The sequence below is a fragment of the Paenibacillus eucommiae genome, assembly GCF_017874215.1.
Classification (GTDB): Bacteria; Bacillota; Bacilli; order Paenibacillales; family NBRC-103111; genus Paenibacillus_AI; species Paenibacillus_AI eucommiae.
In genome coordinates, this window is sequence record NZ_JAGGLB010000027.1 from 21454 (window position 1) to 44955 (window position 23502).

The 23502-nt window shown below is 45.3% G+C and carries 26 protein-coding genes and 1 tRNA gene; 21 read left to right on the plus strand and 6 right to left on the minus strand.

Going from position 1 to position 23502, the window contains the following annotated elements; translation table 11 throughout:
• Positions 1-79 precede the first annotated feature (79 nt).
• Positions 80-496: a DUF4446 family protein gene (locus J2Z66_RS30025; RefSeq protein WP_245375957.1), complete on the plus strand. Its 417-nt coding sequence runs from the start codon at positions 80-82 to the stop codon at positions 494-496.
• On the opposite strand, the gene yyaC is transcribed toward J2Z66_RS30025, so the two are convergent.
• Positions 471-1091, minus strand: coding sequence for a spore protease YyaC (gene yyaC, locus J2Z66_RS30030; protein ID WP_209976451.1), 621 nt, complete (start codon positions 1089-1091; stop codon positions 471-473). The genes J2Z66_RS30025 and yyaC overlap by 26 nt on opposite strands.
• 102 nt (positions 1092-1193) lie before the next feature.
• Here yyaC and J2Z66_RS30035 point away from each other — a divergent pair, with 102 nt between their 5' ends.
• From J2Z66_RS30035 to J2Z66_RS30050, 4 genes are all read left to right on the plus strand, one after another.
• Entirely contained in the window at positions 1194-1454 is a 261-nt protein-coding gene (locus J2Z66_RS30035; protein ID WP_209976452.1) for a putative Se/S carrier protein, read from the plus strand.
• 3 nt (positions 1455-1457) lie between these two features.
• On the plus strand, positions 1458-2291 hold the full coding sequence (locus J2Z66_RS30040; protein ID WP_312894835.1) for a mechanosensitive ion channel family protein: 834 nt from the start codon (positions 1458-1460) through the stop codon (positions 2289-2291).
• 57 nt (positions 2292-2348) lie between these two features.
• Positions 2349-2564 (plus strand): DUF951 domain-containing protein, encoded by a 216-nt coding sequence (locus J2Z66_RS30045; RefSeq protein ID WP_209976453.1) that lies wholly within the window; start codon positions 2349-2351, stop codon positions 2562-2564.
• Positions 2565-2655: 91 nt separating this feature from the next.
• A tRNA-Ser gene (locus J2Z66_RS30050) sits at positions 2656-2746 on the plus strand.
• A gap of 964 nt (positions 2747-3710) precedes the next feature.
• On the opposite strand, the gene J2Z66_RS30055 is transcribed toward J2Z66_RS30050, so the two are convergent.
• Entirely contained in the window at positions 3711-4052 is a 342-nt protein-coding gene (locus J2Z66_RS30055; protein WP_209976454.1) for a PH domain-containing protein, read from the minus strand.
• Between the two features lie 61 nt (positions 4053-4113).
• Positions 4114-5241, minus strand: coding sequence for an ROK family transcriptional regulator (locus J2Z66_RS30060; protein ID WP_209976455.1), 1128 nt, complete (start codon positions 5239-5241; stop codon positions 4114-4116).
• 238 nt (positions 5242-5479) lie between these two features.
• Here J2Z66_RS30060 and J2Z66_RS30065 point away from each other — a divergent pair, with 238 nt between their 5' ends.
• From J2Z66_RS30065 to J2Z66_RS30080, 4 genes are all read left to right on the plus strand, one after another.
• Positions 5480-6340, plus strand: a complete 861-nt coding sequence (locus J2Z66_RS30065) for a sugar phosphate isomerase/epimerase family protein (RefSeq protein ID WP_209976456.1) — start codon at positions 5480-5482, stop codon at positions 6338-6340.
• Positions 6341-6351: 11 nt separating this feature from the next.
• Positions 6352-7614 carry a DegT/DnrJ/EryC1/StrS family aminotransferase gene (locus tag J2Z66_RS30070; RefSeq protein WP_209976457.1) on the plus strand — a complete coding sequence of 421 codons (1263 nt, stop codon included), beginning with the start codon at positions 6352-6354 and terminating at the stop codon, positions 7612-7614.
• Between the two features lie 101 nt (positions 7615-7715).
• Positions 7716-8744, plus strand: a complete 1029-nt coding sequence (locus J2Z66_RS30075) for a TIM barrel protein (RefSeq protein ID WP_209976458.1) — start codon at positions 7716-7718, stop codon at positions 8742-8744.
• A gap of 66 nt (positions 8745-8810) precedes the next feature.
• A complete protein-coding gene (locus tag J2Z66_RS30080) occupies positions 8811-9980 on the plus strand; it encodes a Gfo/Idh/MocA family protein (RefSeq protein ID WP_209976459.1) in 1170 nt (389 codons plus the stop codon).
• A gap of 613 nt (positions 9981-10593) precedes the next feature.
• On the opposite strand, the gene J2Z66_RS30085 is transcribed toward J2Z66_RS30080, so the two are convergent.
• Both J2Z66_RS30085 and J2Z66_RS30090 read right to left on the minus strand, forming a co-directional pair.
• Positions 10594-10857, minus strand: a complete 264-nt coding sequence (locus tag J2Z66_RS30085; protein ID WP_209976460.1) for a hypothetical protein — start codon at positions 10855-10857, stop codon at positions 10594-10596.
• 55 nt (positions 10858-10912) lie between these two features.
• A complete protein-coding gene (locus J2Z66_RS30090) occupies positions 10913-11101 on the minus strand; it encodes a YjzC family protein (protein WP_209976461.1) in 189 nt (62 codons plus the stop codon).
• Positions 11102-11259: 158 nt separating this feature from the next.
• On the opposite strand from J2Z66_RS30090, the gene J2Z66_RS30095 reads away from it, so the two are divergent.
• From J2Z66_RS30095 to J2Z66_RS30145, 11 genes are all read left to right on the plus strand, one after another.
• Positions 11260-11931: a Bax inhibitor-1/YccA family protein gene (locus J2Z66_RS30095; protein WP_209976462.1), complete on the plus strand. Its 672-nt coding sequence runs from the start codon at positions 11260-11262 to the stop codon at positions 11929-11931.
• Between the two features lie 315 nt (positions 11932-12246).
• Entirely contained in the window at positions 12247-12534 is a 288-nt protein-coding gene (rpsF, locus tag J2Z66_RS30100; protein ID WP_209976463.1) for a 30S ribosomal protein S6, read from the plus strand.
• Positions 12535-12567: 33 nt separating this feature from the next.
• Positions 12568-13032: a single-stranded DNA-binding protein gene (ssb, locus tag J2Z66_RS30105; protein WP_209976464.1), complete on the plus strand. Its 465-nt coding sequence runs from the start codon at positions 12568-12570 to the stop codon at positions 13030-13032.
• A 21-nt stretch (positions 13033-13053) separates the two neighbouring features.
• On the plus strand, positions 13054-13335 hold the full coding sequence (gene rpsR, locus J2Z66_RS30110; protein ID WP_209976465.1) for a 30S ribosomal protein S18: 282 nt from the start codon (positions 13054-13056) through the stop codon (positions 13333-13335).
• A 283-nt stretch (positions 13336-13618) separates the two neighbouring features.
• Positions 13619-14533, plus strand: coding sequence for a DUF2232 domain-containing protein (locus tag J2Z66_RS30115; protein WP_245375953.1), 915 nt, complete (start codon positions 13619-13621; stop codon positions 14531-14533).
• Positions 14534-14551: 18 nt separating this feature from the next.
• Complete coding sequence (locus tag J2Z66_RS30120; RefSeq protein WP_209976466.1) at positions 14552-16513, plus strand: DHH family phosphoesterase; 1962 nt, start codon at positions 14552-14554, stop codon at positions 16511-16513.
• On the plus strand, positions 16510-16956 hold the full coding sequence (gene rplI, locus J2Z66_RS30125; RefSeq protein WP_209976467.1) for a 50S ribosomal protein L9: 447 nt from the start codon (positions 16510-16512) through the stop codon (positions 16954-16956). Before J2Z66_RS30120 ends, rplI begins: the two co-directional genes overlap by 4 nt.
• Positions 16957-17081: 125 nt before the next feature.
• Positions 17082-18443: a replicative DNA helicase gene (gene dnaB, locus J2Z66_RS30130; protein ID WP_209976548.1), complete on the plus strand. Its 1362-nt coding sequence runs from the start codon at positions 17082-17084 to the stop codon at positions 18441-18443.
• Between the two features lie 293 nt (positions 18444-18736).
• Complete coding sequence (locus J2Z66_RS30135; protein ID WP_209976468.1) at positions 18737-20023, plus strand: adenylosuccinate synthase; 1287 nt, start codon at positions 18737-18739, stop codon at positions 20021-20023.
• Positions 20024-20086: 63 nt separating this feature from the next.
• On the plus strand, positions 20087-20344 hold the full coding sequence (locus J2Z66_RS30140; RefSeq protein WP_209976469.1) for a hypothetical protein: 258 nt from the start codon (positions 20087-20089) through the stop codon (positions 20342-20344).
• A gap of 307 nt (positions 20345-20651) precedes the next feature.
• Complete coding sequence (locus tag J2Z66_RS30145) at positions 20652-21368, plus strand: hypothetical protein (RefSeq protein WP_209976470.1); 717 nt, start codon at positions 20652-20654, stop codon at positions 21366-21368.
• 52 nt (positions 21369-21420) lie between these two features.
• Here J2Z66_RS30145 and J2Z66_RS30150 read toward each other — a convergent pair whose 3' ends face one another.
• Positions 21421-21690: a hypothetical protein gene (locus J2Z66_RS30150; RefSeq protein WP_209976471.1), complete on the minus strand. Its 270-nt coding sequence runs from the start codon at positions 21688-21690 to the stop codon at positions 21421-21423.
• Between the two features lie 181 nt (positions 21691-21871).
• Between J2Z66_RS30150 and J2Z66_RS30155 the strand changes: the two genes are divergently transcribed.
• Positions 21872-23416 carry a peptidoglycan DD-metalloendopeptidase family protein gene (locus tag J2Z66_RS30155; protein ID WP_209976472.1) on the plus strand — a complete coding sequence of 515 codons (1545 nt, stop codon included), beginning with the start codon at positions 21872-21874 and terminating at the stop codon, positions 23414-23416.
• The last annotated feature ends 86 nt before the right edge of the window (positions 23417-23502 follow it).

The window sequence follows — 23502 nt, forward strand, 5'->3', positions numbered from 1 at the left end:
CTTTGTGGGGGAAATTTTCGGTATCGAAGGTGAACTGATCCTGCTCATAACCCTTGTTCTTTTAGTACTCATTATGCTTATGCTACTCATATTATGGATAAAGCTCTCGTCCATGAAAAAGAGATACAATAGAATGTTGGGCAGCTCAGGTGGAAACAATATAGAGGAGCTCCTTGTTGAAATACAAGAAAAGCTTCAATTGCAGGAAATGCAATCTGTGGAACTATTCGGACAAATTGAAGCTATTTCCAACAGAATTAAAAAAACGAAATCCAAATTGGGCGTACACCGATATGATGCCTTTGGAGATGGAAGAAGCAATCTAAGCTTTTCTATAGCCATACTTGATGAATATCAAACCGGAATCGTTTTGACGGGCATTCATGGTCGTGACCAAACGTATATGTATGCTAAGAAGTTGGAAAATGGACAACCTGAATACACACTTAGCCCGGAGGAAAAAGAGGCAGTCAATCAGATATCGATGCTGCCGTAGCTGACGCCGAGTAAGGCAAGATGTGACTCATTGCATCATAAATGGAATTACCAATGATCTCTGCCATATTCATGACCAGGTTAAGACGGGTATTTTGTAACACGAAATATTCCATAAACCCACCAACATTAACTACACCGGTGACGTGTATGTTTCCTACAGAGGGAAGCTCCTTATTAACACCAGCGCCAGGCTTTAAGGGCCCGTTATTAATTTGAATGGATCCTACGCTGGCAGCTTGACCTAAGCACGCATCCACAGCAATAATAAAAGGATCATGGTATTGCTGATGAATGGACTGTATAATTTCTGTTAGATTCATTGCATGTACAGGTTCATTAAGAGTGCCGAATAGGTTGCTGCCAGCTAGTCCCGTTTTTCTCAAATGAGTTCCTACCAAAGGCCCCAAAGAATCTCCGGTGGAACGATCCGTGCCTACACAAATGATAACGATAGGTTGATAGGATGGGAGTTTGCCTAAAATGTCAATCAAATGTCGGGAAAGCAGGCCAGGGGTTTCGCTATCGGTATAGGGGACTTTGAGTGGAGTTATTTCTTTATCTTTGTTAGAATCAAAATTAAAATGAAATTTCATAAGTGAGCCTCCCAGCATGAATGATTGGTGATTTTTACTAGTATACGGAGGCAAGGGATGTTTTATACGTAGAAGGAGTGGATTCTGCTGAATACTTCGCTTATGCTGCTTGCTTTTGATTCTACACAGCAGGCGCTTCGAGCCGAAATGCTGCTAGAGTATGCGGATATTGAAATTGACATCTGTCCAACACCTAAGGAAATAACCGCTGGTTGTGCCTTATCGATTGAATTCCCTAAAGATGATTTGGATCAGGTTCAAGCGATTATTGTTTCGGAAAAAGTAGAGATCAGAGGTGTTTTTGCAAAAGTAGAGAACAAGTATATAAGCATTAGCAGCAATGGGGAAGAGGCAGAGGAGTAAGGAGTGAGTGAGGATATGGAAGTGTATGCAACCGAAATACTGGATTGGTTAAAAAAGCATATACTAATAGAAGCTGTATTTTGGAATATCATCAGCATTATTCTTATCTATGTTGGATCCCGCATCCTTATAAGGATAACGAATAAATTGATGTCGCATATGGTAATTCATAAGTCCCGGGGACCCATTAAATTTGATGTTCGAAGAGCCAATACAATTGGTAAGCTGATCAATAATCTGATTTCGTATACGATTAATTTTATAACTGTATTGATGATATTAGGACAGCTTGGCTTGCATTTAGGTCCACTTTTGGCTGGGGCTGGCGTGTTGGGCCTTGCTATCGGATTTGGAGCACAGAGCTTGGTTAAGGATGTAATCACGGGTTTTTTCATTATTTTTGAGGATCAATTTGGTGTCGGGGATGTTATTCAGATTGATCAATTTAAAGGAACTGTTGAAGAGATCGGAATCCGAGTAACACGTTTGAAAAGCTGGACAGGAGAAGTCCATATCATACCTAATGGAAATATCAAGCAAGTAACGAATTTCTCGGTACATAATTCTCTAGCGGTGGTTGATGTATCGATTTCATATGAATCAGATGTAGATAAAGCTACAAGAATTCTGAAGGAAGTAATGACTGAACTTTATGAAAATTCTGACAATATCATGAAGGAGCCGGAAGTGCTTGGGGTCCAAATGATAGGAGAAACTGATCTCAAATTAAGGATCATTGTGGAATGCAGACCTAATTCGCAAGGATCGGTAACCCGGATCATGAATGCTGAGCTGAAAAGGCGTTTGGATGAGAACGGGATTAAAATGCGCGGATAATGAATATATAAGAAGAAAATATAGATGAAAATATAGCCATAGATAGGGGGCAGAAACATGGAAAAGAAGCAATACCAGCTTGGAGATATCGTACAAATGAAGAAGCAGCATCCTTGTGGAAGCAATGAAATGGAAATTATTCGTATGGGTATGGATATCCGGATCAAGTGTGTAGGCTGCAAGCATAGTGTTCTTGTACCAAGAGTAAAGTTCGAAAGTAAGCTTAAGAAGATACTTCGATCCACGGGAACTGGGGAAACATCGGAGGATTAAACACTTAACATTACCTAATATTTATTTTCAATAAATAGGACTTGCGGGAGCGGAATATTTTTGGTACAATGAATTTTGTTCTCGTCTATGTGGAAAGGTACCCAAGTGGTCCAAGGGGGCTGACTCGAAATCAGTTAGGCGTCGCGAGGCGTGCGTGGGTTCGACTCCCACTCTTTCCGCCATATTTTTATTGATAGGTTATCTGACCAGGTAATTTAATTGTTTCTAACATCAAACATGTTCCAATAGCCTCTGACGTTTTTCTAAAACGTAGGAGGCTATTTTTATGCCATAAAAAGGGTAATGAATGACTGAAGTAGAGGACTTGTCTAAGAGAAGGCTCTGTAAACGTCCAGGGTACGGTTTTAAGGACTTCAAAAGTAAATGTGAGAGTGGGATGGGAAATTAAGGAGAGGTGCGTTAAATGTTAAGCTAATGTGTTTAGATATGGGGATGGGTAAGTGTATAAAAAAATGTAAAAGCATTGTTTATGGTGATATAGTTATCCACAAGTTGATCCATAACTCTTCAATAAAGTTATCCACATGTTAATAACTTAAAGTGCGAGGTGGTTAACAAGGGGATAAAATGACTCTGATAGAGGCAAGGTTGATTAGCCAGCAAGGTAACCGCCCTGGGGTGTCCTATGAGGAGCGAGTTCATGACGTTGGTGCTAGGAGGAGGGAATGGATGTTGGTTGGAGGTGATTTTCATCTGGCCAAGCGCTAGGGATGAAGAGCTGCTACTTTAGCGATGTTTTTCATCGTTAAAAGTAGCAGTCCTCTCCATATCCTTGCTTTAACAATGAAAAACATCGTTAAAATCCCTTTTAACCACTAAGAGAGGCCATCCGTCCTCTTTTAACGATGAAAATCATCATTAAAGTGGTCGATTGACCTGGAAACGCTTGCTTTAAAGATGAAAATCATCGTTAAGTGAAACAGATGTTCCAACGGACTGCCAGTAGAGGTTGCTTTCCTGAGAGAAAGGGATAGCTTTCGTAGCTTTCTAAAGAGTTCACAAGATAAAAACCCGAGATAAGGGCATCTCGGGCCTAATGAGTTCGACGTCAACGTAACGTCTGCCATTTTTAATGAAAGCATCGGTATCGGTTCAGCAGCGCCGCGGCACCTATTGGTTTAAGCTTTAGGTCACTTCCGTTACTTCCAGTGCTTTGTGCTTAATTCTGGCTTTGTCTGCTGCATTTCCCAGCACATCGGCCACTTCCGTTGATTTACGGATATTACGGAGTAAAAACTGTGAGTTGTTAGCATCAGTAGAAAAAATCGTGATGTCCCCGAACCCCATCATACGCTCCATAAGGTTGCGCTTCGTGGAAATGTCGCGAATGCGATAGAGACGGATTTCGTCTCTTTTTTTGGTGAGTACACCTTTTTCAATAATGATACGGCTATCCGTAATCTTGTATGTCGTAAAGCTGGGAAATCCGAAATTGAAAGGCTTTCCCTCCCACAATACTTCCTCCATGACAGATCCTCCCATTAGTCTTTTCTAATAGTATACAGCATAGATATCCGTTTGGGGTAGATTATTGAGCCATGATATGAGAGATTTTGGCCAAGGCAAGTGCTCCCATGATGCCTTGTTTCAAACCGAAGGTTGGCCGATCCAGGTTTAAGGATGTTGTGGAGAAGCGGTTGCCGCGCAGAATGATGGTCCGTTTCGTTTCCTCAAGCAGAATCGGCATTTGGTCGAACATCGCTCCGCCGATATAAATGGTTTGGGGATTAAACAAATTCACTACGTTACTGAGCGCAATTCCAAGTGCTTGGCCAGCGGCAACACATACATCGATGGCTTGTTTGTCATTTTGCTGGTAAGCCTCAACGATCGTTGATTTTCCAGTTATTTTGCGATAGTCATTTCTGAGCATGGGAAAAGTGATGATGTTCTCCAGACAGCCATAATTGCCGCATAAACACCGGGTGCCGTTGGGGTCTGCTGTGATGTGGCCCAATAATCCGGCTGTATTATTTACACCCTTCAGCAGTTTCCCATTAATCATAATGCCTGCTGCAATGCCAAACCCGACTTGAACGGTGATGAAGTCGCTTATCGCATTAGCTTTACCCAGCATTTGTTCGGCAATTGCCATCGTTCTGCCGCCTTCTTCCAGGTAAACAGGGCAGTTGAATCGCTGGCTTATGATTGAAACGAGTTCCAAATGCTCCCAACCCGGGGAATTGGGTATGCTCAACAGGATTTGCTGCGTGGCATCAATGATCCCTGTAACGCCTATACCAATGGCGTCAATTTGAGCGGGGCTAATATTCCATTGAGCTAAGAAGGTATGCATCATCTGCATTAAAACTTCGGCCGGGTCCGGCTCTGTGGCTAGATCGGCCATTAAGCATTCGCCTTCATGGATAATCTCCAAGCTGTTCGTCGCAAGGGCAAACCGAATAACATGTCCGCCAATATCGACACCCAGAAAGGTGAACTTATTCGGGTTGGAATACAGCATGACTTCTTTACGTCCTAGGCCGCTGCTAATCCGGTTGCCCTCTATGATCAAACCCTCTTCCAATAAACTCCTGGTCATATTTGTAATACTTCCTTGCGTTAAATGCAGCGTCTCGGCTATTTTTTTGCGCGATAGTCCCTGCCCTAAGCTGATTAATTCCAATATTTGTTTTTCCGATGAATTCAGTTTCATAAGCGGTAATCCTTTCTTTCTAACGATTGCTTTTATATAAGTATACCTCATTTATGGCCCTAAGTTAATTTAAATAATAAAGTAAATCTAAAAAATGAGATATATAGGTTGAATTATCCTCTATTTATTTTAAAATTTCAATTTACAAGCGCTAAATCTGTTGATATAATATAAATATTGAATTAATAATAATTGAAATGCCGGCAAGAAGCCTGAAAATAACGAGGAGGAATTACTGTTGAATACATTTGATGGGAAAATAGCGGTACATGCAATTACTTGGGGACAGGATCACTTATTAGCTATGGAGGAGGCCTCCAAGCTTGGTTATAAGGCGATAGAGCCTTGGCCATCGTTTGCTCTCCAATATGAAGATCGTATCGACGAGTATAAGGAAATTCTTAATTCTTATGGGCTGCAACTGAGTGCATTGTATGGAGGGGCTTCAGGAGAAAGCGGTCGCAAGTTTACAGATCCTTCCAAAAGGCAGAGTGTCATTGATTTTAACGTTCGCCTGGCTAAGATTATTGCCGCGTGTGGCGCAGGACATCTGGTATTTGGGCCAGGGGCGCCGCGTACACATTCGATGACTTCTGACGAAGTGAAGGAAGCGGTTAAAACAATCAATGAAGCGGCAAAGCGTACGTTTGAGCTCGGAGTGAAATCTTGTTTGCACCCGCATCTATGGACGGAGCTGCAGGATGAGAATGAGCTGGATGCTCTGATGGAACTGTGTGATCCGGAAACTGTGTTCCTTGCGCCAGATACTGCGCATTTAACGGGGGCGGGTATGGATGTGCCAGCGATCATTCGGCGTTATAAGGATAGAGTGGCTTACGTGCATCTGAAGGACTTGGTGCCCAGGGATGTGCTGAAGGAAGAGGTCACGATGGTGAAAGGGAACGAAGCGCTGACCGTATTTTGCGAGCTAGGCTTAGGAACGATAAAATTCGAACCGATCATCGAGGCACTTAAAGAAATTCAATACAAAGGTTTTGTTACTGTCGAAATTGACTATTCTACCAGCACACCTTATCAAAGCCTGGAAATATGTCGTGATTTTGTAGAACAGAAGCTTTCAATTCCAATTCGAAAATAGGAGAGATCGATATGACAGTGAATAATGAGCAAGCCGAACATACACCTGTACGTACCAAACCGTGGGTGCCGACATTTCTAAGTTCCGAAGAATTCAGCGAAGTGGAAAAGCAATATGTAATGAAAGTAATTGATAACAAGCATGTGTTCCGCTATTCAGGTAAAAAGGACTCTGAAGCTGCCCAATTGGAGAAGCTGTACCGGGATAGATTGAATATCAAGCACTGTCTGGCTGTTAACGCCGGTACATCGGCCTTAATTTCTGCACTCATTGGCGCTGGCATTGGCCCTGGAGACGAAGTTATCGTTCCAGCCTACACGTATATTGCAAGCGCATCTGCTGTGTTAATTGCCAGGGCGGTTCCGGTTATCGTCGAGTGTGATGACAGCCTGACCCTGGATCCGAACGCGATCGAAGCAGCGATTACACCATATACGAAGGCAATTCTTCCCGTTCATATGAAGGGCATACCTTGCCAAATGGATGAAATCATGGCTATTGCGCGCAAGCATAACTTGATTGTCATCGAAGACGTTGCCCAGGCAAATGGCGGCTCTTATAAAGGAAAACAACTTGGCTCCATAGGCGATGCAGGCTGCTTCAGCTTCCAGCAATACAAGCTGATTACCTCTGGAGAAGGCGGAATGGTAGCGACAAACAACGATACGATCTATGCACGTGCCTGCGTGTATCATGATTCGGCCTACGGCTTCTGGGGCATCAATGAGTTCGAGAATGTAACCTTGTTCCCAGGCGAAAATTATCGCATGAGCGAGATCAACGCAGCGCTAGGCTTGGCTCAATCAGAAAGAATCGACACGGTCGTAGCCAAGCTGCGGAACAATAAAAGTAAAATTGTCGCTGGAATTAAGGATATCCCACAAATTCAGCTGCAGCGGGTTCCAGATCCAGAGGGAGATGTGTCTTACAGCCTTAACTTCTTCCTTAAGGATGCTGAAACGGCCGAGAAGTTTGCTTCTTTACTTGTCAGAGAGGGGATCCCGTGCGGAACGATTAATAACAATGGCTTCGCAGATCGGCATATTTACAAGAACTGGACCTATATTATGGAAAAGAGGGGCGCTTCCGAACAGGATACTCCTTGGAACTGCCAAAGCTACAAAGGCAATGTACAGTATTCAGTCGACATGTGTCCCAACACCTTGGATTGGCTCAGCAGAGCGATCTCGATCAGTTTACACCAAAGCATGAGCGAAGAGGATTGCCAAGACGCCATTAACGCGATCCAAAAAGCAGCGTCTTTCTTGGATTAATCATAGGCGTAAAATTTTGAACTATTTTGAACTTATGTATTTCATATCTCATATTTTTCATTATTTTTTAATCATATTTCATCATATAAGGAGCGAAAACAATGCAAACATTTCGTTATTCGGTAGGCCCATGGAACATTCATACAGGAGCGGACACTTTTGGACCTACAGTACGTCAAGAAGTCCCTTTTGCTAAAAAGCTGGAGAAGTTCAAGGAAATTGGCTTTGATGCGATTCAATTACATGATGATGATGCTGTTCCGAACATTAATGATTATGAAGGGGACGCGCTGTTAGCCAAAGTAAAGGCACTGAAGGGGCAGCTCGGGGACGCTGGTCTTGCTGTTGAATTTGTCGCTCCGCGGTTGTGGGAGGATTCACGGACTAGAGACGGAGCCTACACGGCCAACTTAAAGCAGCTTCGCGATTATGCAAATGAGCGCAGCAAAAAGGCAATTGAAATCGCTAATGAGCTGGGTACGAAAAATATTGTGCTATGGCTGGCAAGAGAAGGGAATTTCGTTCCGGAAAGCAAATCAGCTGTGAGATCCATCGAATATTTGGTGGAAGCCATTAATAGAATGCTTGAGCAGGATAAGGATATTCGTATTTTAATTGAGCCTAAGCCAAACGAGCCGGTGGATAAATCATTTATTCCTACCGTAGGTCACGCTCTAGCATTAGGTTATGGTACAATTGATCATAGCCGCGTAGGTGTTCTGATTGAATCCGCGCATTCCTTGCTGGCGGGTCTGGATCCTGCGGATGATATGGCTTTTGCTTTATCACAGAACAAGCTGTGGGGCGTTCATTTGAATGACCAGAACGGGTTGAAGTTCGACCAGGATCGTGCATTCGGATCCGTTAATTTGCGCCAGGCATTTAGCCAAGTGAAGCTTCTAATGGAAACAGGTTATGGACAGAATGGTGAGTATGTTGGTTTGGATGTGAAAGCACTGCGCACGCAAAGCGATGATAAAGCTTTCAAGCATTTGTCTAATTCCTTGTTTGCCGTAGAACGTCTTGCTGACAAAGTAAGATCACTTGATCTTGAATTTATTAATGCTAGACAACAGGATACTGATTATGAAGATTTAGATCGTTACATCATTAACCATTTGTTGGGATAATCAAGGCAGTATGGCATGTTTGAATGTTGTGCAGTAAGAAAAGTGTGAAAGTGAGGAGCCTAGTCCATGAGTCAAGCGAAAAAGAAAGTACGTGTAGGCATGATCGGTTATAAATTTATGGGGAAAGCTCATAGCCATGCTTACCGGGATCTACCCTTTTATTTTGATCTGGATGTCGAACCGGTGATGCAAGCGGTAGTTGGACGTAATGAAGAAGGCGTGAAAGCTGCCGCGGACAAAATGGGCTGGGCTTCGTATGAAACGGACTGGCGGAAGCTGATTGAAAGGGACGATATCGATGTGATCGATATCGGTTCTCCCAATAATACGCATGCGGAGATTGCCATAGCTGCAGCGGAGGCGGGCAAGCATATTATTTGCGAAAAACCGCTGAGCTTGAATGTGGAGGAAGCGGTTCGCATGCGTGATGCGGCGAACAAAGCGGGGATCGTACATATGATCTGCCACAATTACCGTTTTGTTCCTGCTATTCAGTACGCCAAGAAGTTGATTAGTGAAGGACGGCTCGGACAAATCTATCATGTGCGCACCCGATACTTGCAGGACTGGATTATGGATCCGCAGTTTCCATTGGTCTGGCGCTTGCGCAAGGACGTTTGCGGCTCTGGAACGCATGGCGACTTAATGGCTCACTCCATTGATTTGGCTCGTTTCCTTGTCGGGGAATTTGTGGAGGTTTCAGGCATGATGGAAACTTTCATTAAGAAGCGACCGCTAGGTGAGATGTCTGGTGGCCTGAATGCGGAAATCAGCGATACCGAGTATGGCGAAGTGGATGTTGATGATGCGGTCGCTTTTATGGCCCGTTTTGACAATGGTGCGATGGGGGTCTTTGAAGCTTCGCGGTTTGCCAAAGGAAATCGTAACGGCAACAACTTCGAAATCAACGGATCCAAAGGCTCAATTCGCTGGGACATGCAGGATATGAACAACTTGCAGCTGTATTTAGAGGAAGATGAGGCCGGCTCGCAGGGCTTCCGCACGATTAGCTGCACAGAGCAGGAGCATCCTTATGCCGGTGCCTATTGGCCAGCAGGCCACATTATTGGTTACGAGCATACGTTTATCAATATACTGCATGCGTTTATGCAAGGTATTGCAGAAGGACGCAGTCCGGCACCTAACTTTGATGATGGCGTACGCAACCAAATTGTGCTCGAAGCTGTTGAACAATCGGCGAATTCCCGTCAGTGGGTAAAAATCCCTATTTTATAAAATTTTTGTAGCTGAGTGAGGGAAGGGCTGTGTGAGAATTGCGATAGTAGCGATAGTAGCAGCCCGCCCTTCGCAGAAATGAGCGTGAACCCCACTTAACGATGTTTTTCATCATTAAGTGGGGTTTTTCAGGCCGATCCGTCACGTTAACGATGTTTTTTATCGTTAAAAGAAGGCGGATGGCCTTTCAGGGTCCTTCTCGATTGTGTGCGCTGGCGGGGCCGTTCTTCAATCCCAGCGGCTGGCCCACGGGGAAGTCTCCACCAGTCAAGAGAAAAACCTTTGTTGGCTATCCGTTTGAGCTTGGCGTTCGTGCGATTGTAGCTGAGAAGAGGGGAAGCGCTGTGGGTGGAAGAGCGTTAGCGTCCGCCTTTAAAAGATTTGTTCTAACCCCCATATCCATTCCATTCGATGGAACAAATCTTTAACAGCGGCTGGAGCCCACAGCCATTCCCTCCCGCAACGCTCCCAAGTCTCGAACACGCACCTCAAAGGACGCTACAAGGCATCTTTCTCAAAGCAAAGCCCAAATAACCCTTATTGGTGAACTATGCATGAGGGTTATTTGGTGCGTTTCGTTGTTGCGTTTCATCGGTGCGTCCAGGCAGGCTGGTTATGATTTGCTGCGACGACGGTACCCGTATGTGAATCGGTCGATAATAAAGCCTATAAGTGACCAGGAAGCGATGGTGAGCACATATAGGACTAACAGATTCGTCATGGAAATATCGTACACATTCGTAAACACTGTAGCGAACCAGGCTGGGACACTTAATGCGTAAAATAGCAGGTAGACGCTATCGTAGTCATGAAAGAGGTAATGAGCCAAGCACAGAACCAATCCAAACAAGGTCAAATAAAGAGTGAATTTTCTCATAGCGACGAGTCTCCTTGCTCTATCGGATCGTAACGCTGCCATAGGCTATTGATTTCTAGCTATTTTTAGCTTTACGTCTCCACTTGCGGTTATGGTTGCTTGTATCCGGGAAGTGATCCCCTTTTTGTAAAGTAACCATTTTGGGGTTGTTGATTCCCATGTGAAAATCATTTTCGCCAATTTCTATATATTCCCCATCATTAGGTGCGTGATCCCCAGGATTATATTGCGTTTTTTCGCCCATTTGCTTCACCTCCATCCATTACCTTTCTAGCGTACCCAAAAGCAGGGCAAACATGCGTCTTTATACGTTTTTAGGTGGATAAGAGGTTTATTTTTCCTATTTTAATGATACAATAACAATAACCGTTTTTTCGGTAAAATTAGGAGGTAGGTGAAGCCATGAGTTATGGGCAGAATGACACAATAACCGGCGGAGTGGAGCGGGTTTACAACACGTCTTTTCATAAGCTGCTGCGCATGTTCACGTTGTCTATACTAGTTTCATTTATAGGCACCTATGTGGGGATGGAGTTCGTACCGGTTGAATGGATTATCCCGCTAGTGATTGTGGAATTTATTATGCTGATCAGTGCTTTTTTCATTCGCCGTAGTAAAGGCCGTTCGGTCGGGTATTTGTTTGTTTATGCTTTTTGCTTTATAAGCGGGATTACGATTTTCCCTTCCGTTATGCATTATGCCAATGTGGGCGGTTCGGGCTTGATTAGCACAGCTTTTATTGTAACAACTGTTATTTTTGGCGGACTGACTTTGTATGCTTATTATTCAAAAAGAGACTTTACCTTCCTTGGCGGTTTTTTAATGGTAGGTTTGCTTACGCTGATCGGATTTAGCCTTGTAGGCATGTTTATCGGCGGCTTTGGCAGCACATTGGGTCTGATGATCGCGATTGGTGGCGTTTTGATTTTTTCCGGGTTTATTCTTTACGATATTTCTCAGTACCGCCATGGACTGGCAGACGAAGCGATTCCAATGGCCGTATTAAGTTTGTATTTGAGTTTTATCAACCTGTTTTTGTACATACTTAGGCTGCTTGGTTTTTCCCGGGATTAATAGGGGACAGAAGAAAGAGGATAGAGGCTTACATATGGAAGAGTCGGACTTATTGTCTGGCTCTTTTTTGACTGATAAGAAAATTTAGATCAAGGAAACCTATCTTTAACAGCGGCTGGAGCCCACATCCATTCCCTCGCCCACGCACTTCCGTTACGGACAAGCACCTCAAAGGAAGGGATCAGCTTGTAAAATAATAGTGAATCTGCTATAGTATTTAGGTGCGAGTTTTGAAAAGCAATCCTCGCTCCTTGCTCCTACAAGCTAATGATGCTTGAAAATGGGGGCCGCTTAGACCAAAAGGAGGTGAAATACATGCGCAAATATGAATTAATGTACGTGATTCGTACAGATATTGAGCCTGAAGTTGTTCAATCTACTGTAGAAAAGTTTCAAAACATCATCACGAACGGTAATGGCGAAATTACCAAGCATGATTTAATGGGTAAACGCCGTCTTGCGTATGAGATCAATAAGTTCCGTGATGGACATTATGTCCTTGTACACTTCGACGCAGAACCTGAAGTTATTGCAGAACTTGATCGCGTATTGAAGATTACGGACGAAATTATTCGTCACTTAATCGTAAAAGACGTTGCCTAATCATGATAGTACTTATCGCCAGGAGGGATTACCATGTTGAATCGTGTCATTCTTATCGGCAGGTTGACCAGAGATCCGGAGCTTAGATATACTCCAGCCGGAGTAGCTGTTACCCAATTCACATTAGCTGTAGACCGTCCGTTTGCCAATTCGCAAACGAAAGAGCGGGAAGCTGACTTTATCAATATCGTAACGTGGAGGCAACTAGCCGAAACGTGTGCGAATTACTTGCGTAAAGGTCGTCTGGCAGCTGTTGAAGGCCGCATGCAGGTGCGCAATTACGACAATAATGAAGGTCGCAAAGTATATGTGACTGAGGTTATTGCTGACAATGTGCGTTTCCTTGAATCAAGCGGATCCGGCAATCGTGAAGAAGGAACAGGGACGAGCCCAGGAAATGGCGGCGGCGCTCGATACGGTGGATCACGCGAGCAGCAGGATCCTTTCATCGATGACGGAAAACCGATCGATATTTCAGATGATGATTTGCCATTCTAAAGTAGAAAGGACTGAGTACAAATGGGTTTCAAAAGAAACGATGGTGACGACCGTGCAGACCGTAAGTTTGCTCCTCGTAAAGGCGGCAAAGGCGGAAAGCGCCGGAAGGTTTGTTACTTCACTGTAAACAAAATCAAACACATTGATTATAAAGATATTGAAACGCTGAAGAAGTTCATCAGCGAGCGCGGGAAGATTCTTCCGCGTCGTGTGACTGGCACTTCCGCTAAATATCAACGTGCTCTGACGATCGCTATCAAGCGTTCCCGTCAAATCGCGCTGCTTCCTTACACAACTGAGTAAGCTAAGAAGTGAAATTATAAAAGGACTATGATGGAGGAATCCGTTGTAGTCCTTTTTATTTAGTGAAATGTAATGGCATGTTCGCTAGTGGGCCAAGTTAATATTGTGTATAATTATGACTCGTAGGCTTTATCTGCTGCCAGACTGGCAAGAGCCAGGTCGTCAGGACTACAGAGAATACTGGATTATGAGCAGGATGGGATTGGCTTTTCTTCTATTAGGGTGTTTTGTGGTATAATCGAATCATTGAATGCAAGAACTTGAATGTAAGAGGTGAGCCCTTTTGGGGAAGCAAGGTTGGCAGAGGTTCTTATGGAGTGCAATTGCGGGGATTATCCTATTGTCCTTTATGTCTCCGTTCATTATTTTTACGGTTAGCTTTCTGATGGTACCTGTGCTGATACTGTATGTTAAATCAAGTACGAAGCAGTTCGTTATTTATTATGCAGCAAGCTTGCTCGTGGTCTACGCTCTAGCTGCTTGGCAGGGGGCATTCCTGATCGCTGTGTCACTCTTTTTCCTCCCGCCGGTTCTGGTGATGGGAAATATGTATAAGCGCAAGGCGGCTGCCAGGTCTGTCATTACAGCGGGCTCGATAACGCTCTTGGCAGAATCGCTGCTGAGTCTTATGGTTGCATCTATGCTGGGCTTTAATCCGATTATGAAATTCAAGCAGCTTATGGGCGACAGCATCAACTCGATGAGTCCGGCTCTAAGAGAGCTTCTTCCTGCGGATCAGGATTTGTATCTGAATTTATTGATTCAAATTATACCGGTTTATTTGATTGCTTTTGTTTTATTTTATTCGCTGGTTACACATGGAGTCAGCCGCTGGCTGCTGGGTAAGACTGGTGAGCAAATTCCCGGTTTACGTCCTATGCGGGAGCGGATGCTGCCGAAGTCCTTTGTCTGGTTCTACCTGATTGCTTTTGCCGCGGATTTATTTATTAAGCCGGGGTCCGACTCGATGATAGCGGTGCTGCTGTTTAATATGCTGCTGATTCTTGTACCGCTTTTTGCACTCCAGGCGATTTCATTCCTGTTCTTTGTAGCGCACACCAAGAATTGGAACCGGGCTATGCCGATAATAGGTATTATATTGCTGCTAGTGGTGCCTCCATTTTTCTTTTTATACAGTTTATTGGGAGTATTCGATGTCGCGTTTCCAATCCGTGAACGATTTAAGAAAAAATTATAGGATTAGGAGCTTGAGCCAATGCCGAAATTCCTTTTTAAGCGGTGGCACGGACTGCATATAGTTTGGACGTTCGCCCTGCTGGGGGGACTTACGCTTGCGATTTTTGCCTATCAATGGATTCTAGGGGTGGCGGCTGTAATCCTTAGCGGGCTGCTGGTTTATTTCACGCTTAAGGCGGAAACCGCATTTCGTGCAGATTTGAAGGACTATCTAGGAACGATAACCTACAGGGTTAAGAAGGCCGGCAACGAGGTCACGAGCAGTCTTCCCATCGGAATTATGATTTATAATGAAGAGAAGCGGATTGAATGGCATAATTCGTTTGTTGCGAAGATGCTGGACCGGGATTCCGTTGTCGGGGAGTCGATCCTGGAGCTGATGCCTGAGCTGAAAAGCAAGAAGGATAAGGATGAGAAATTCGAGCTGGTCATCGGCAAGCAGGTGTATCAGACTTGGATGAAGCAGGGGGAGCGGCTGCTCTACTTCCGTGAAATTACGGAGTTTGCGAACCTTTCGAAAAAATACGAAGAAGAGAAGATTGCCGTCGGTATTGTAATGATGGACAATCTGGAGGAAGCTACGCAGGGCCTGGACGATCAAACCCGGAGTCTTATGCTGGCTAAAGTAACTGGAGAATTAACGGAATGGGCGCAAAAGAACGAGCTCTTCCTACGTCGGACCTCCTCTGATCGTTTCCTCATCGTTATGAATCAAAAGTCGCTTAAGCAGCTTGAACAAACAAGGTTTGATATTCTTGATGATGTCCGTGATTTAACGATAGAGAATAAGCTTCCTCTGACGCTAAGCGTGGGCGTAGCATCTGGAGCCGAACGGCTGGTGGAGATCGGACAGATGGCTCAGGTGAGTCTGGATATGTCTCTGGGCCGCGGAGGCGATCAGGCTACGGTGAAGGTTGGCCAGCGGCTTTCCTTTTATGGAGGGCGTACGAATGCGGTTGAGAAGCGTACGCGAGTCCGGGCGAGAGTGATTTCCCATGCATTAAGAGATTTAATGAAAGAAAGCGACAAAGTGATTGTAATGGGCCATAGAGTCCCTGATATGGATTCAGTTGGCGCGGCTGTGGGCGTGCTTAAAGCGATTCAAATTGCAGGCAAGGAAGGCTACATTGTTCTTGAAGGCGTGAATCCGTCGATCGACAAGCTGATGGAAACCATTTCAATGGATGAGAAGTTGTACCGTTGGTTTATTACTCCGGAGCAGGCTATGCAGATTACTACCCAGCGGACACTTGCTGTGGTCGTGGATACGCATAAGGCTTCGATGCTTGCGGAGCCGAGGCTGCTGCACCTGACCCACAGGATTGTCGTCGTCGATCATCACAGGCGCAGTGAGGAATTCATTCAGGATGCCACACTGGTCTACATGGAGCCCTATGCGTCCTCCACATGCGAGCTTGTAACGGAGCTGCTGCAATATTTCAACGACAAGCTGACGTTGGAGGTGCTGGAGGCTACGGTGCTGCTTGCCGGCATGGTGGTTGATACGAAAAGCTTCAGCCTGCACACGGGAGCCAGAACCTTCGAGGCGGCATCCTTTCTGCGGCGGAACGGCGCCGATTCCGCCCTGATTCAACGGCTGCTGAAGGAAGATCTCGGTTCATATATTGAAAAGGCCGAGATTATCAAGCATGCACAAACCTTATATGAACATATAGCGTTTGCTGCTGCAGAGCCAGGACGTAAATATTCACAGCTTATGATTGCGCAGGTTGCCGATACGCTGCTTAATATGACCGATATTATGGCATCCTTCGTCATAAGCGAACGGCATGACGGACTCATTGGCATCAGCGCAAGGTCAACGGGACAAATGAACGTGCAGGTCATTATGGAGCGACTTGGCGGCGGCGGACATTTAACTAACGCTGCGACTCAGCTGGAAGGAACTGTTGAGGAAGCAGGGAGAAGACTTAAGCAGGTGCTGGAGGAAATTAAGCAAGAGGAGGGACTTTTCGAATGAAAGTAGTATTCTTGAAAGACGTGAAGGGTCAAGGGAAAAAAGGAGAAGTCAAGGAAGTGGCGGAAGGCTATGCGATTAATTTTTTAATTGCCAAGGGCCTGGCTTCACCAGCAACGCAAGGAACTGTAAAGCAGATTGACAATCAGAAAAAAGCGGAGCAAAGAAAGAAAGATCAGGAGAAGGTTGATGCCGAGGTGCTTGGTGCAAAGCTCGCTGAGCTGACCGTTCAAATCAAAGCTAAGGCAGGCGAGGGTGGACGTCTCTTCGGAGCGATTACCAATAAGCAAATTGCCGAAGCCCTTGAGAAGCAAAGCATCAAGATTGATAAGCGCAAGCTACTGTTGGAAGATCCAATCCGTACGCTGGGAGTTACCAAGGTTCCTGTAAAGCTGCACAGTGAAGTCACTTCATCTCTCAATGTTCAGGTCATAGAGGACAAGTAAGTAGAGAAGTTTGAAGATTGAAGATTTGCTAGAATTACTAGATTCATTAGATTCATTAGATTCATCACGATTTATTAGACAGAAGCTGTATGAGACTTACGTATGTAAAAGGAGATGTGGGTGCTATGAGCGGGGAGTTGTTTCTGGATCGAGTACCCCCACAAAATATAGAAGCTGAACAAGCCGTGCTTGGTGCTATTTTGCTGCACGGCGATGCACTCATAACGGCGATGGAGCGTGTGACCGCTGATGATTTCTATCGCGGCACGCATCAGCGCATTTTTGATGCGATGACGGAGCTGTCTGAGGAGAATGAGCCGGTCGATCTGATCACGCTGACGTCCAAGCTGCATGATAAGCAGCAGCTTGAGGACATTGGCGGTGTGACCTATCTTTCCGAGCTGGCAAATGCCGTGCCTACGGCCGCGAATGTAGATTACTATGCCGCGATCGTAGAAGAGAAGTCAATGCTGCGCAAGCTGATTCGCACAGCTACGGAGATTGTCTCCAACGGCTATGCGAACGCCGACGACGTGGGCGATATGCTCAGCGAAGCCGAGCAGCGCATCATGGAGATCTCGCAGCGGCGCTCCTCCAGCGGGTTCATCTCCATTCGCGATGTGCTCATGGAAGTTTTCGAGCGGGTAGAGTTTCTCTACTCGCACAAAGGAGGATCCACCGGAATCCCTTCGGGCTTCGTGGATCTCGACAAGATGACGTCCGGCTTCCAGCGCTCGGACCTTATTATCGTAGCCGCCCGGCCTTCGGTAGGGAAGACCGCGTTCGCGCTGAACATCGCGCAGAACGTCGGGGTGCGGGCGAAAGAGACCGTCGCCATCTTCTCCCTGGAGATGGGCGCGGCACAGCTGGTTCAGCGGATGATATGCGCTGAAGCGAATGTAGACGCCACCCGGATGCGGACCGGTTATCTCGAAGGAGATGACTGGGAGAAGCTGACGATGGCTATAGGAGCTTTGTCCGAGGCGAACATCTATATCGATGATTCTCCCTCGATTACTGTAACCGACATTCGCGCCAAATGCCGGAGGCTGAAGAAGGAGAAGGGCCTCGGCATGATCCTGATCGATTATCTTCAATTGATTCACGGCCGCGGCAAGGGAGACAACCGGCAGCAGGAGGTATCGGAAATTTCTCGTACCTTGAAGCAGATTGCACGGGAACTTAATGTTCCGGTCATTGCACTGTCTCAGCTGAGCCGGGGTGTGGAGCAGCGGCAGGATAAGCGTCCGATGATGTCTGACCTTCGGGAGTCCGGTTCGATTGAGCAGGATGCCGACATTGTAGCGTTCCTGTACCGGGATGACTACTACGATAAGGAATCCGAGAAGAAGAATATCATTGAAATCATCTTGGCCAAGCAGCGGAACGGCCCGGTTGGAACGGTCGAGCTGGCTTTTTTGAAAAATTATAATAAATTCGTCAACATGGACCGTTCACAGCAGGAAATGTCTGCAGGAGCACGTTGATCGCACTAATACACTATATTAGGCTATAATACCCGAACGATTGCACATGGCATGGTTGGATCGTTCGTTTTTTATTGACTTTACTTGGGTGTACTGCTACACTAGAGACGGCAAAAAACCTGTATCGAGGCTCGCTCCAAAAAAAGAGTGAATCACGCCTATAGGTAAATTTGTATGCCACAAACGGTACAAATTAGCGCTAGAGTGTCTCTGAAATGATCTGTTTTTGATGCTTTACTTTAACAAAGAATGGCAAATACAGGGTGCATAGTCACCCCGCGGAGGTTGTGCAAATGTCAACGGTTGTTGTTGTCGGAACGCAATGGGGAGATGAAGGAAAGGGTAAAATCACGGATTTTCTGGCTGAATCAGCTGAAGTTGTAGCCCGTTATCAAGGCGGTAACAATGCTGGCCATACGATCCTGATCGAGGGCAAGAAATACAAGCTCACGATGATTCCTTCCGGAATTTTTTATAAAGATAAGACTTGTATTATCGGCAATGGAATGGTTATTAATCCGGCGGCTTTAATCGAGGAAATCAATTATATTCATGAAAATGATTTTACCACTACGAATTTAAAAATTAGCGACCGCGCTCATGTGATCATGCCTTACCATCTTGTTATGGATGGCTTAGAGGAAGAGCGTAAGGGTGATAATAAAATCGGTACAACCCGCAAAGGGATTGGCCCTTGCTATATGGATAAAGCGGCTCGCAATGGCATTCGGATCGCTGATCTGATGGATGCGGAGGAATTCGAGCTTAAGCTGAGACGGGTTCTTGCTGAGAAGAACGTGCTGATTGAGCAAGTTTACGGTTCCACACCTCTTGATGTTGAGCCTATTCTTAAAGAATACCTAGAGTACGCGGAAATCATTCGTCCTTATGTAACAGACACCTCTGTTGTTTTGAATGATAACATTGATCAAGGACGCCGTGTATTGTTTGAAGGTGCCCAAGGTGTGATGCTGGATATCGATCAGGGGACTTATCCATTCGTTACTTCTTCGAACCCAACTGCTGGTGGCGTATGTATCGGATCAGGCGTTGGTCCAACAAAGATCGACAATATTATCGGCGTAGCTAAAGCTTATACAACACGTGTAGGCGATGGCCCGTTCCCAACAGAACTGAACAACGAGATTGGCGACTGGATCCGTGAGAAAGGTTTCGAATACGGAACAGTTACTGGAAGACCTCGCCGTGTAGGCTGGTTCGATAGTGTCGTTGTGCGTCATGCAAGAAGAGTTAGTGGAATTACAGGCTTGTCCTTGAACTCCATTGACGTTCTGAGCGGACTGGAAACTGTCAAGATTTGTACAGGTTACATGTACCGTGGTGAGCTGATGGAGCATTACCCTGCAAGCTTAAAAACACTTTCTGAGTGTGAAGCTGTATATGAAGAGCTGCCAGGCTGGAGCGAGGATGTTACTGGAGCCCGCACACTTAGTGATCTTCCGGAGAATGCCAGACATTATATCGAACGCGTTTCTCAGCTGAGCGGTATTCCGATTTCCATTTTCTCGGTAGGCCGTAATCGTGAGCAGACGAATCTGGTAAGATCCATTTATGCTTAGGTTTTGGATGAATTGAATATATATTTTTTGAACCTCTGACCTTTTTGTCAGGGGTTTTTTTGCGTGGAATTGGGCATTAGTTGGCACTATTATCTTACTTTGGTAGCCGCCCTCTTCCGAATGAGCTCCTTCTCGGCTGCGCTAAGAGAAAAACCATTTGCTGGCTGTCCGTTTGAGCTTGGTGTTCGTGCGATTCGTCCGATTGTTGCTAGAGAGAGGGAAGGGATGTGGGCGGAAGAGCTTGTTCAAAATCAGGTGTTTATCTCGATTTTTGTCCAGTCGGGGGGAGGGGCTGTTTATATGATAAAAAATTTTTTCTGAGGCAAGTACAAAGATAATGGTGAGATAGGCATGTGTGGTAAGTGTATAAGTGTACTGTATTGTAGTGGGTTGTAGTGAGTGCAGTGAAGTGCAGTGCTGTGAAGTAAAGTAAAGTGAAGTGTAGTGAAGTGCAGAGCAGAGCAGAGCAGTAGTACTGTCATTGCCTTGCCTGAATATCAAATTTTTTGTCACTAAAAATCTGTATTTTTTTGGATACATTTCCTCCGTTAGGATTTAACCGCCGGATTTTCGTCCATACTGGTTGAGGTAGGTATTCCATCAAGTATGCAGAGGTGAACATGCAAATATGAAATTATTGAGTTGGTTCAGCAAGATTCTTATCAGCACGGTCCTTATTTCGACTTTAACGGTTCTTACTACCTGGTATGTGGTGAGCTTGTATGTAGATGAGATTATTCGACAATATCAGCTTCCGGGAATAGGTAAGAAGATTCAAATTTCGGATATTACGGCAAGATTATCGGAAGAGCTGAATATAAGTAAGCCAAGAGACGGGGCTGTGGCAATAAATGACAAGGTTGTCCAGCCTTCGCCATCTGCAAGCACGAAACCGCCCGCGGGTACGCAAAGTAATGGGACCATTCCAGGCGCATCTTCTGCCAGTTCGTCCGGTGCATCTTCTCTAACAGCTCCTACGGCATCTCCTGCGACCTCTCCGTATGATTTAGGTAGTTCAGGAGCTTCCGGCAGTCCAGCGCCAGGTGGTGCTAAGGACGATGCTGTAGCCGTATGGGGTCAGGTCAGGCAGGATTCGGAGAAGCAGCAGATGGCCATCTCCACGGAGGAGTTCGCCGAGAAGAAGGATATGCTGACGGCCGAGGACAAAATGAAGATCTTCTCACTTGTCGTCACCAAGCTTCCCGAGGATAAAGTACAGCAATTGTCTACTCTTCTGGAGGACGGGGTAACGATGGATGAGCTGGAGAAGGCTGATGAAATTTTACAGCAAAATCTGGAGGAGGAGGAGTATAAGCAATTAATGGAAATTTTGAATAAGTATTAAGTTTGTAAAAGTCTTAAATGTTTAAAATGTCTTGTTTAAATGTCTAATAGCTTTAAAACGTCCCTGAAAGGGCTCCAGCGTATTTGGCTATAATATCCTCAGACTGGCGGTAGCGCGATTTTTCGACGCTTACTTGAAGGGTGTATGTTTGGCCGGCTAGGCTATTTTCCAAGCTTTCCATGACTGTGTCTGCCTGAAAATCTACTTTTATCGGAATTTGATTATCGAACCTGATATCGAGCACGCCTTGTAGCCGCAGCTCTTCCACGGCTTGTTCCAAGCTGGACATATCCTTAAATTCGGCTGTTAAATGAATCTCCATAGTGACGCCTCCGGGTCGCCTTTTTCAACACTTTTTGCTGCATCATGAGGGTAAATGTTGAAATAAGGTCTAAAAGTGTGGTAAATTTAACAAAACGAATGTTTCGTTAGGATGTATATTGGGTAAATAAAGGTTTTTTTATGTATCTTTCGATGCAAAACCGTCTAAAGGGAGCAGATTCATGACAGGTTTCAGGGGAATACGCTGGGTAAAGGCACTTTTTAAGGGTCTTACAACCAAGCGCGAGAGCTTGACTGAATTAAACTCAGACAAGCAGAAATCATCTACGATGACAACAACGACGTTGACGGCAATTAACCAACACAAATGGCGGTTGTTATATGGAGCAAGTGCACTTACGCTTGTAGGGGCTATTGTTCTTTCAGGTAACCAATACGTTGCAAGCAATATGGTAGAAGGCTACCATGTGAAGTTATATGATCAAGAAATAGGTGTTGTGAGCAGCCAGCAGCTTATTGAAGAATACAAGAGCTCCAGGCCTCTTGAGATTCAGGAACAAAATCCTGATGTACATATGGAGTTGAATACTGACGGGGTTTCCACCGAGCCAGAAGTAGCTTATATGCTTGAGACGGATGACGCTGGTGTCATAGCGAAGCTGAACGAGTTACTCGTACCTCAGGCTCTGGGTGTAGAGCTTAGGGTTGACGAGAAGGTTGTTGCGGTTGTTAAGGATCAGGCCGCGGCAGATCAGATTTTGCAGCAAATAAGAGATCCTTTCACGCCCAAAGAGAAGGTTACGGGTAAGGTTAATGCGCTTTCAGCAGCGAATGCGGGGATGACTGATATCGGATCAGCTCCTTCGGAGCTTGAAAAGGTTGATTTTGTTGAAAAGGTCGAGACTGAAGAGGTTCCTATTGATCCGGACGTTCTCGAAGATCCGAAAGCCGTTGTGAAGAGATTGCAGACAGGTGGCATGCAGCCTACGAAATATAAAGTGGTGGAAGGGGACTGTGTCTCCTGCATTGCCCAGAAATTTGGGACTTCTACGAAATTCATTCATGAGAATAACCCGGGTATTGAGGACGATAAGCTGAAAATAGGGCAGGAGATTGATCTGACTGTGCTGAAGCCAGTTATTTCGGTCAAAACTCTGGAGCGTGTCGTGCAAAACCATGAAATACAGTTTGATACGGAATATATTCAAGATGATTCGCTGCGGGTTGGCATTATTCAGCCAGTCTCAGCTGGTAAGAACGGGATGAAGAAAGTTACGATTCAAGTGACGAAGGTGAATGGACAGCTGCTGAGCGAGGAGCTCGTGAGTGAAGACCTGATTGAGGCGCCAGTCGTCGCCAAGGCCAGGAGAGGCACCAAGGTAGTTCTCGGAGAAGGGACAGGCAAGTTCTCATGGCCGGTAATTTCCCCCAACATAAGCAGCACCTTTGGACAGAGATGGGGCAGGCTCCATAAAGGCATTGATATAACGGGCAATAAGAATATCCAATCAGCAGATAATGGAAAAGTGGTTGAAACCGGCTACAAAAGTGATTACGGCAATTATATTATTATCGATCATATGAATGGTTACGAAACATTATACGGGCATTTGAGTAAAATTATCAGCTCCAAGGGAGACATCGTCGAAAAGGGCGAAAAGATTGGAGTTATGGGCAGTACCGGCGATTCTACCGGGGTCCATTTGCATTTTGAAATTCATAAAAAAGGCTCTTTGGAGAATCCTCTGAAGTATCTGAGCCGTTAAAACGGCCGAAGAGGCATGGGTGCACCTGAATACAGGTTCCATGTCTCTTTTTGCTTGAAGATATGTTAAAATAGATAGAGCAACAA

What these genes read in the sequence shown, in the direction of transcription:
- J2Z66_RS30035 (WP_209976452.1), top strand. Translation starts at nt 1,194, where the DNA reads ATGCTGCTTGCTTTTGATTCTACACAGCAGGCGCTTCGAGCCGAAATG.
- J2Z66_RS30045 (WP_209976453.1), top strand. Translation starts at nt 2,349, where the DNA reads ATGGAAAAGAAGCAATACCAGCTTGGAGATATCGTACAAATGAAGAAG.
- J2Z66_RS30070 (WP_209976457.1), top strand. Translation starts at nt 6,352, where the DNA reads ATGACAGTGAATAATGAGCAAGCCGAACATACACCTGTACGTACCAAA.
- J2Z66_RS30055 (WP_209976454.1), bottom strand. Translation starts at nt 4,052, where the DNA reads ATGGAGGAAGTATTGTGGGAGGGAAAGCCTTTCAATTTCGGATTTCCC.
- J2Z66_RS30150 (WP_209976471.1), bottom strand. Translation starts at nt 21,690, where the DNA reads ATGGAGATTCATTTAACAGCCGAATTTAAGGATATGTCCAGCTTGGAA.
- J2Z66_RS30025 (WP_245375957.1), top strand. Translation starts at nt 80, where the DNA reads ATGCTACTCATATTATGGATAAAGCTCTCGTCCATGAAAAAGAGATAC.
- rplI (WP_209976467.1), top strand. Translation starts at nt 16,510, where the DNA reads ATGAAAGTAGTATTCTTGAAAGACGTGAAGGGTCAAGGGAAAAAAGGA.
- rpsR (WP_209976465.1), top strand. Translation starts at nt 13,054, where the DNA reads ATGGGTTTCAAAAGAAACGATGGTGACGACCGTGCAGACCGTAAGTTT.
- ssb (WP_209976464.1), top strand. Translation starts at nt 12,568, where the DNA reads ATGTTGAATCGTGTCATTCTTATCGGCAGGTTGACCAGAGATCCGGAG.
- J2Z66_RS30120 (WP_209976466.1), top strand. Translation starts at nt 14,552, where the DNA reads ATGCCGAAATTCCTTTTTAAGCGGTGGCACGGACTGCATATAGTTTGG.
- J2Z66_RS30135 (WP_209976468.1), top strand. Translation starts at nt 18,737, where the DNA reads ATGTCAACGGTTGTTGTTGTCGGAACGCAATGGGGAGATGAAGGAAAG.
- J2Z66_RS30145 (WP_209976470.1), top strand. Translation starts at nt 20,652, where the DNA reads ATGAAATTATTGAGTTGGTTCAGCAAGATTCTTATCAGCACGGTCCTT.
- dnaB (WP_209976548.1), top strand. Translation starts at nt 17,082, where the DNA reads ATGAGCGGGGAGTTGTTTCTGGATCGAGTACCCCCACAAAATATAGAA.
- J2Z66_RS30090 (WP_209976461.1), bottom strand. Translation starts at nt 11,101, where the DNA reads ATGGGCGAAAAAACGCAATATAATCCTGGGGATCACGCACCTAATGAT.
- J2Z66_RS30080 (WP_209976459.1), top strand. Translation starts at nt 8,811, where the DNA reads ATGAGTCAAGCGAAAAAGAAAGTACGTGTAGGCATGATCGGTTATAAA.
- J2Z66_RS30075 (WP_209976458.1), top strand. Translation starts at nt 7,716, where the DNA reads ATGCAAACATTTCGTTATTCGGTAGGCCCATGGAACATTCATACAGGA.
- rpsF (WP_209976463.1), top strand. Translation starts at nt 12,247, where the DNA reads ATGCGCAAATATGAATTAATGTACGTGATTCGTACAGATATTGAGCCT.
- J2Z66_RS30155 (WP_209976472.1), top strand. Translation starts at nt 21,872, where the DNA reads ATGACAGGTTTCAGGGGAATACGCTGGGTAAAGGCACTTTTTAAGGGT.
- yyaC (WP_209976451.1), bottom strand. Translation starts at nt 1,091, where the DNA reads ATGAAATTTCATTTTAATTTTGATTCTAACAAAGATAAAGAAATAACT.
- J2Z66_RS30085 (WP_209976460.1), bottom strand. Translation starts at nt 10,857, where the DNA reads ATGAGAAAATTCACTCTTTATTTGACCTTGTTTGGATTGGTTCTGTGC.
- J2Z66_RS30095 (WP_209976462.1), top strand. Translation starts at nt 11,260, where the DNA reads ATGAGTTATGGGCAGAATGACACAATAACCGGCGGAGTGGAGCGGGTT.
- J2Z66_RS30060 (WP_209976455.1), bottom strand. Translation starts at nt 5,241, where the DNA reads ATGAAACTGAATTCATCGGAAAAACAAATATTGGAATTAATCAGCTTA.